General features: G+C 42.9%; 7 protein-coding genes. 1 reads left to right on the forward strand and 6 read right to left on the reverse strand.

Annotation, left to right across the window (positions count from 1 at the left end; genetic code table 11):
• A partial coding sequence (locus GMST_RS22700; RefSeq protein WP_183354928.1) for an integrase core domain-containing protein occupies positions 1–116 on the forward strand: 116 nt, incomplete at its 5' end.
• 338 nt (positions 117–454) lie between these two features.
• Here GMST_RS22700 and GMST_RS21910 read toward each other — a convergent pair.
• The 6 genes from GMST_RS21910 to GMST_RS21930 form a co-directional block, all read right to left on the reverse strand.
• Entirely contained in the window at positions 455–1183 is a 729-nt protein-coding gene (locus GMST_RS21910; protein WP_183356842.1) for a P-loop NTPase family protein, read from the reverse strand.
• A 40-nt stretch (positions 1184–1223) separates the two neighbouring features.
• On the reverse strand, positions 1224–1625 hold the full coding sequence (locus tag GMST_RS22355) for a LysM peptidoglycan-binding domain-containing protein (RefSeq protein ID WP_246400004.1): 402 nt from the start codon (positions 1623–1625) through the stop codon (positions 1224–1226).
• A gap of 14 nt (positions 1626–1639) precedes the next feature.
• The gene (locus tag GMST_RS22360; RefSeq protein ID WP_246400010.1) at positions 1640–2257 is read right to left on the reverse strand and encodes an ExeA family protein; all 618 of its coding nucleotides are present in this window, start codon (positions 2255–2257) and stop codon (positions 1640–1642) included.
• Positions 2258–2401: 144 nt separating this feature from the next.
• Complete coding sequence (locus tag GMST_RS21920; protein ID WP_183356843.1) at positions 2402–3835, reverse strand: GumC family protein; 1434 nt, start codon at positions 3833–3835, stop codon at positions 2402–2404.
• A gap of 33 nt (positions 3836–3868) precedes the next feature.
• On the reverse strand, positions 3869–4549 hold the full coding sequence (locus GMST_RS21925) for a polysaccharide biosynthesis/export family protein (RefSeq protein ID WP_183356844.1): 681 nt from the start codon (positions 4547–4549) through the stop codon (positions 3869–3871).
• Between the two features lie 51 nt (positions 4550–4600).
• A complete protein-coding gene (locus GMST_RS21930; protein ID WP_183356845.1) occupies positions 4601–5644 on the reverse strand; it encodes a lipid II:glycine glycyltransferase FemX in 1044 nt (347 codons plus the stop codon).
• Between the last annotated feature and the right edge of the window lie 145 nt (positions 5645–5789).

A 5789-nucleotide genomic window follows, 5' to 3' on the forward strand; every position in this document is an offset into this window, starting at 1 on the left:
ACTGGTGGATGAACGACTACAACGAGCTACGCCCGCACGATGCCCTTGGGGATCTAACGCCCTCTGATTACATGAATCGCTACACCAGAAACTCTACTTATGAAATGTCTACTTGACGGGGGAGCTTACGCTGCAGAAAAGGATAATCACCACTTAGCACAGACGGGTAATTATCGCAAAAGTATCGTTAATGGCCGTTACATGTGCTGGTATATTTGTCACCCACAGTTGGTTGTCCCATAGATGATCGAGATCAGACTGAAGACCAACCTACACCGAATAAACATCGGACAAAGGTGATCAATAGAAAAATAAATAATTACTAGAAACTATTATTCGTATTAATGAGTAGTACCCATTATCAAATCTGTGACCGAACCAGCTGTTGAAGTTACAAATGAGCACGTTTTTGCTGTCAGGCTTTCTCCAACTATCTCCCAGACTAGATGTAAGTCTATAAAAATAGCTTTTTGTAAATACAATCAGGTATGTAATATTTACGCTTGTTAAAGACGGCTCCAATGATGACACCACCGTTGGAGATGATTCTCTTCTTTAGTTTTAATGCTGATTTCTTTTTGGTTTTACCTGCTTCTAAAATCATTATTACACCATCAACCATCTTCGCTATTGACGCACTGTCAGCGGTACTGGTGTCTGATGAAGAGTCAATCAGTATAAGGTCGAATCTATCCTTCAGTTGGTCGAGTATGCTAGCCTTTAAAGTTACATCTTTTACCGGGGCAATAAACGAGCTCTGCACAGATATTGGAGCGAAATACAAGTTTGTTTCTCCAACCCTAAAGAATGATTTCTCTATGAGTTTTCCCTCTTCAACAAGATCAAGCCAGCCATAGTCACGTTGCCCACTAACGTTTAATCCTGATGTTTGTTCTTGACAAACAGAGTCCAAGATAAGAACTGACTTACCATGGCGTTCTACAGCGATCTTGGCAAATTCACGAACAATAGTCGACACCCCTTCTCCCCTGCGCGATCCAATAAACTGAATCATTTTACTGGATTTACTCAAGATTGCTTCTACTTGATGATGAAGCCAAGTCATCTCCTTCTTAAGTGACAAGCCATGAATGACTTCTGTCTGCAAAGACAACTCCGGTGACACGCCGGATCCAATTTTCTTTCCGCATGCTTGTTCAAGTGCTTCATAGATATTGCTCATAGCTTAACCTTTCGGCCACAGGGACCAGAATTGAAACTAATTATTTTTTGTTTACAGGGAACACGATGCGTCGCCCCTCAATAATTAGATTTTCATTGTCAATGGTTGGATTTGCCTTTTTGACAAGTGTGATGAGTTTTGCATCTACATGACCATAAACTTGGCTTATCAAGCGCGCAAGAGTATCGCCACGTTTCACAACTTTGCTGGCCTCTTCCCGTGCTGCAGATTCTACTAATTTTGTTGTTCCCGGAACCGCCACTGGAGCTTTAACGCTAGGTTCTTGTTTTATTACTAAATGTGAACCCTCACCTTTACCGTCTGAATGCATTTCCGAATAAACCATTACAGCAAAGATTGTCACAAGAAGTCCACCCAACAAATAGATAGACCACTTAACATAGAATGAACTACTTAATCCAAAGTCTTGTAGTATTTCCATTACTATCTTTGTTCTTATTTTTTTTTACCATAACCAAAGGCAGAGATAAGACAGTTATCGCAAATTACATTAATAACCCTGGGAATCCCCTCCGAGTACCTAATTATTTCCCTCAGAGCACTAGTTGTGAAAATAATCTGTTCCTTGTCTGATGCCTTCTTTAGGCGATGTGTGATATACAATAACCCTTCCTCACGATTAAGGGGGCGGATAACTGCTTTAACCGCGATTCTCTGTTTAAGCTGCTTGAGTTCATAAAGGTTTAGCGTCTTTTCAAACTCAGGCTGTGCACTAAAAACTATTTGTATTAACTTTTCCGTGGCTGTTTCAAGGTTGGAAAGCATTCTAAGATTTTCTAGAGTATCTGGCGGCATGTTTTGTGCCTCATCTATCAGTAAAATTATATTTTTACCTTCACGGTATTCACTTATAAGAAATTTGTGAAGTTGATTTACCATTTGGCATACGTCATCTGCATCTTGAAATATGCCTAACTCTCCGAAGATGTGCCTTAGGAGGTTATGATAAGAGATGTTTGAATCAAAAAGGTATATAATTTTGGTTTTCAGTTTGTCGGTTTTCTCAAGATATGCTCTTAGAATGGTAGTTTTCCCAACTCCAACCGCCCCCACAATCAGAATAAATCCTTTTTTTTCTCAACGCCGTATATTATAGAAGCAAGAGCTTCCCTATGACTAAGGCTGAGGTATAAAAAGGAAGGGTCAGGTGTAATTTGGAATGGTTCTTTATTCAACTCGTAGAAATTAAGGTACATATCATACCTCTTTATATGGAACCGTCAGAAGTACCGGTACTTCTAGATACTTCTCCACACTTTCTGGATCGGAGAATGTCTGCCCTAACATTTCTGCAAGGTATACGCAGCTTACGCCAGAAAAAAGCCCCATAATAACACCTACAACCATTTTGATTGCTCTGTTTGAATTTAGCGGTTTTGCTGGTACTTCTGCGGGTTGAATAATGCTTATATTAGACAACTTCAATCTATTCATCGCTTCTGACATACGGGCTTCTTCCTGCTTGTCGGCATATGTTCGGTAATTTTTCTCGTTTATTGCAATTTGACGCTTCAGGTTTTGAAGCTTTGCCTCGTTCGAATCGAGTTCAGCAATTTCCTTGTCAAGCTGCCTCACTTGATTCTTCAGCGCCTCGGCCCTTGCCGACTGTGAATTTAACTCTCCTTCCGATTTAAAAAGTTCAATTTCGACATTTTGATACACCGGATTACCAGTTTTCACTTTGCCAAGTATCCCCTCTTCTTGATCTATCAGAAACTGTGACACCAAATCTACTTCTCTTTTTGCTTCAACAACAAGCGGGTTCTCTTCATTATACTTTCTCTTTAGCTCCTGTTCTTTTAACTTCAAATCTAACAATTTTGTTTTTGCTTCAATAACTATTTTATCTCTTTCTGTAGGTGTGTATCTGCTGTTACTTTTGGCTAGATTAACTAGCTGTGATTTGACAGCAACTATTTTGTTTTTCAACTCGCTGACGCTATTTTGGGACATTTTATACGCAGTATCTAGGTCTGATCTTTGTCTAAGCAACAGACTTCGCTGCTCCTCAAGAGAGAAAACACGCGTTGCCTGTTGGAATGTTTCCAGTTTTTTTTCAGATTCCTTCAACTTGCTCTCAAAAGAAGCGAGTTGAGTCCCTATGAACGAAGACTGCGGATCGCTGTGTAGCGCTAGGTGTTTTTCTTTAAATATCTCAACCAACAAGTTCAGCGCACTTGCTGCAATCTTCGGATCATTATGCTGAAATGTGACCTCCACCACATTCGATTTCCGAATCCCTACAACTTTAAGATGCTTTCCAAACTGCTCAACGGCTGCATCCAGGTGATTCGCAACCTTCGACTTCGGCTTCATAAGATCAGGATAGATCTTCTTAATTTTAAGGGATTGCACCACCTTCTCTGCCAGTTCCCTTCCGCTTATAACTTGTATCTCAGTATTCACCAGCTCATCTTGGCTGAGCATTAGATTCATGCTGTTACTATTTGTATCCATTCCGGGACGTGCCGCATCATCCTTCCAGGGTTTGACCAGAAAGGATGATTTTGCCAGATACATTGGCCTTGCGGTAAATAATCCATAGGCAATAACACCTGTTACAGAAATAAACATGATTAAAAATTTTGACCAGTGTTTAAAGAGCATGCTCATAAAATCCTGTGCATTCATGGCCTTATCACCTAATTGGTTATCATATCTATGTTATAGAGTTCCTACACTCAGCCCTAGCGGTATAGGAATATTTCTTCGTATGTACAGATCTACCCAGGTATTTATGTTAGAAATGGTGGATTTAGGTACAAAGACAATATCATTTGGTTTTAGAACAACATCCTCCGCAGTACTGCCACTCAAAGCTTCTTCTAAGTTTACCCGGTATGCAGTTATTTTATTATCTTCAGTCTTTCGCAGTAGTATGACTTCCCCGCTCTTAGCTGTTTCCTTTAGACCACCCGCCTGCGAAATTGATTGCAGCAGGGTAGTAGGTCCCAACAAGGGGATCAGGCCTGCTCTGTTTACTTCACCATCAACATACACTCGGTCCGCAACGGATGTTTTTAAGATCACGGCAACTTTCGGATTTCTCAGCTCACTAGAATAGGCTTTAGTCAGGGCTGCGGTTAACTCTGCCGGCGTCAAACCAGCGGCAACAATGTCATTAACTAATTGGAGGGTAATCTTTCCATCCGGTCGCACCGTCAACTGTTCATTAAGTTCTGGATTATAGAACAGCTTTACGTCGAGCTGATCGCCCGGCTGGATTCGGTATTCTTTGATCGGCACAACCGAATTTTGCGGCAAACCAGGTCTACCTGTTGCCACATGTGAACATCCAACGATTAGCAACATCAAAATAAGCCAGATTACCTTTCTGCCGTTCATTGGCTTTCTCCTTCGAGGCGCCTCCTGCATTCCCTCTCCATTTTGTAAATGTTATCCTACATGCCGATAGGCAAGACGGCCTATCAGCTTTAGCATGTCTATTGGCAGATATCTGAAAAGCTGCCTGAACGAACCACTATGTTTTTTCCCGCAGCTGACAAACCCGTTACTGGTGAAATCGTAACGGTAATAGTTCAGTGAGGTCATGATGGCTCCCCACCCGTTTTTGAACGATATCAAGCCATCATTATTTAAATCCGTGCGGCCCAGGCTTAAACATCGAAACCCTCGAGCAGCACACGTTTTAATGGTTTCCCATAGCACAAGATTATTAGCATTTAGGTGCTTGAAAGAATCATCTGAGGCTCCATATTTCCATACGGCGTGGTCTCCGAAATGCAGGCAGATAAGACCAGCTACCGCCTTTTGCTTGTAATGCGCTAGCACTGTGAAACCAAGGTCCTCTGCGATGAGGTGTTGGTGCAATTTGTAAAAAAACGATGACGGCTGCGGAGGTAACCCGTGCCGCTGCCGGGTGAGGCAGTGCAAACGATAGAACTCGCGAAGATCTTCGACACACTGTGAAACCGTTATATGTACACCTTCTCGTTCCGCCTTTCGGATGCTGCTTGAGGTACCCTTTCTCAGACGCGAGTGCATCTTTCCTACGTCAGTGATCTCAAGTTCGTGGTATGCATAGGCCTCGTTCGGTATCTGCTCAGCGAGGTACTGCTCACCCCGAAATTCAGCATAGCGCCAGTTACCCATTTTCCCGAGCATCAGAACGCTTTCCAGTAGCAACTGGAAATCATCTAGGCCCTGTGTAACTGCCCCACAACAGTCGGAAAAGCAGAGACAGACACCGCGCTTGCCGGTGAGAACGCTGTTAACCTCCATAACCGGGAGACAGCCGCGGAATGAACCTTGCTCCGCCAACATGACGTACGCCGGGTGATAACCATAACTCTCTGCCAGCACCCGCGCCCAATTCGAAGTATGAAATACTGTAGCCTGTCCCGAACTTTGCAGCAGTTGATTCCATTTCGGTAATTTCAGCGGGTTGACTATCGTCACTGTGTTATCTGTCTCTGACACTGCCCCCCCTCAAAAGTTTGGAATTGCCCCGATTTCGTGGACAGTCGGTTAAGCGGCTAGGTTGAGTTGATCGACCTCGAACGGGGTCCGATACCCCAGCGAGGAATGAATCCGTTTGCGGTTGTAGAACCGCTCGATGTAGTCA

Source organism: Geomonas silvestris, from assembly GCF_014193515.1.
Classification (GTDB): domain Bacteria; phylum Desulfobacterota; class Desulfuromonadia; order Geobacterales; family Geobacteraceae; genus Geomonas; species Geomonas silvestris.

Excerpts from the sequence above, each read along its gene's own strand:
- GMST_RS21910 (WP_183356842.1), bottom strand. The coding sequence starts at position 1,183 with ATGAGCAATATCTATGAAGCACTTGAACAAGCATGCGGAAAGAAAATT.
- GMST_RS22355 (WP_246400004.1), bottom strand. The coding sequence starts at position 1,625 with ATGGAAATACTACAAGACTTTGGATTAAGTAGTTCATTCTATGTTAAG.
- GMST_RS21920 (WP_183356843.1), bottom strand. The coding sequence starts at position 3,835 with ATGAATGCACAGGATTTTATGAGCATGCTCTTTAAACACTGGTCAAAA.
- GMST_RS21925 (WP_183356844.1), bottom strand. The coding sequence starts at position 4,549 with ATGAACGGCAGAAAGGTAATCTGGCTTATTTTGATGTTGCTAATCGTT.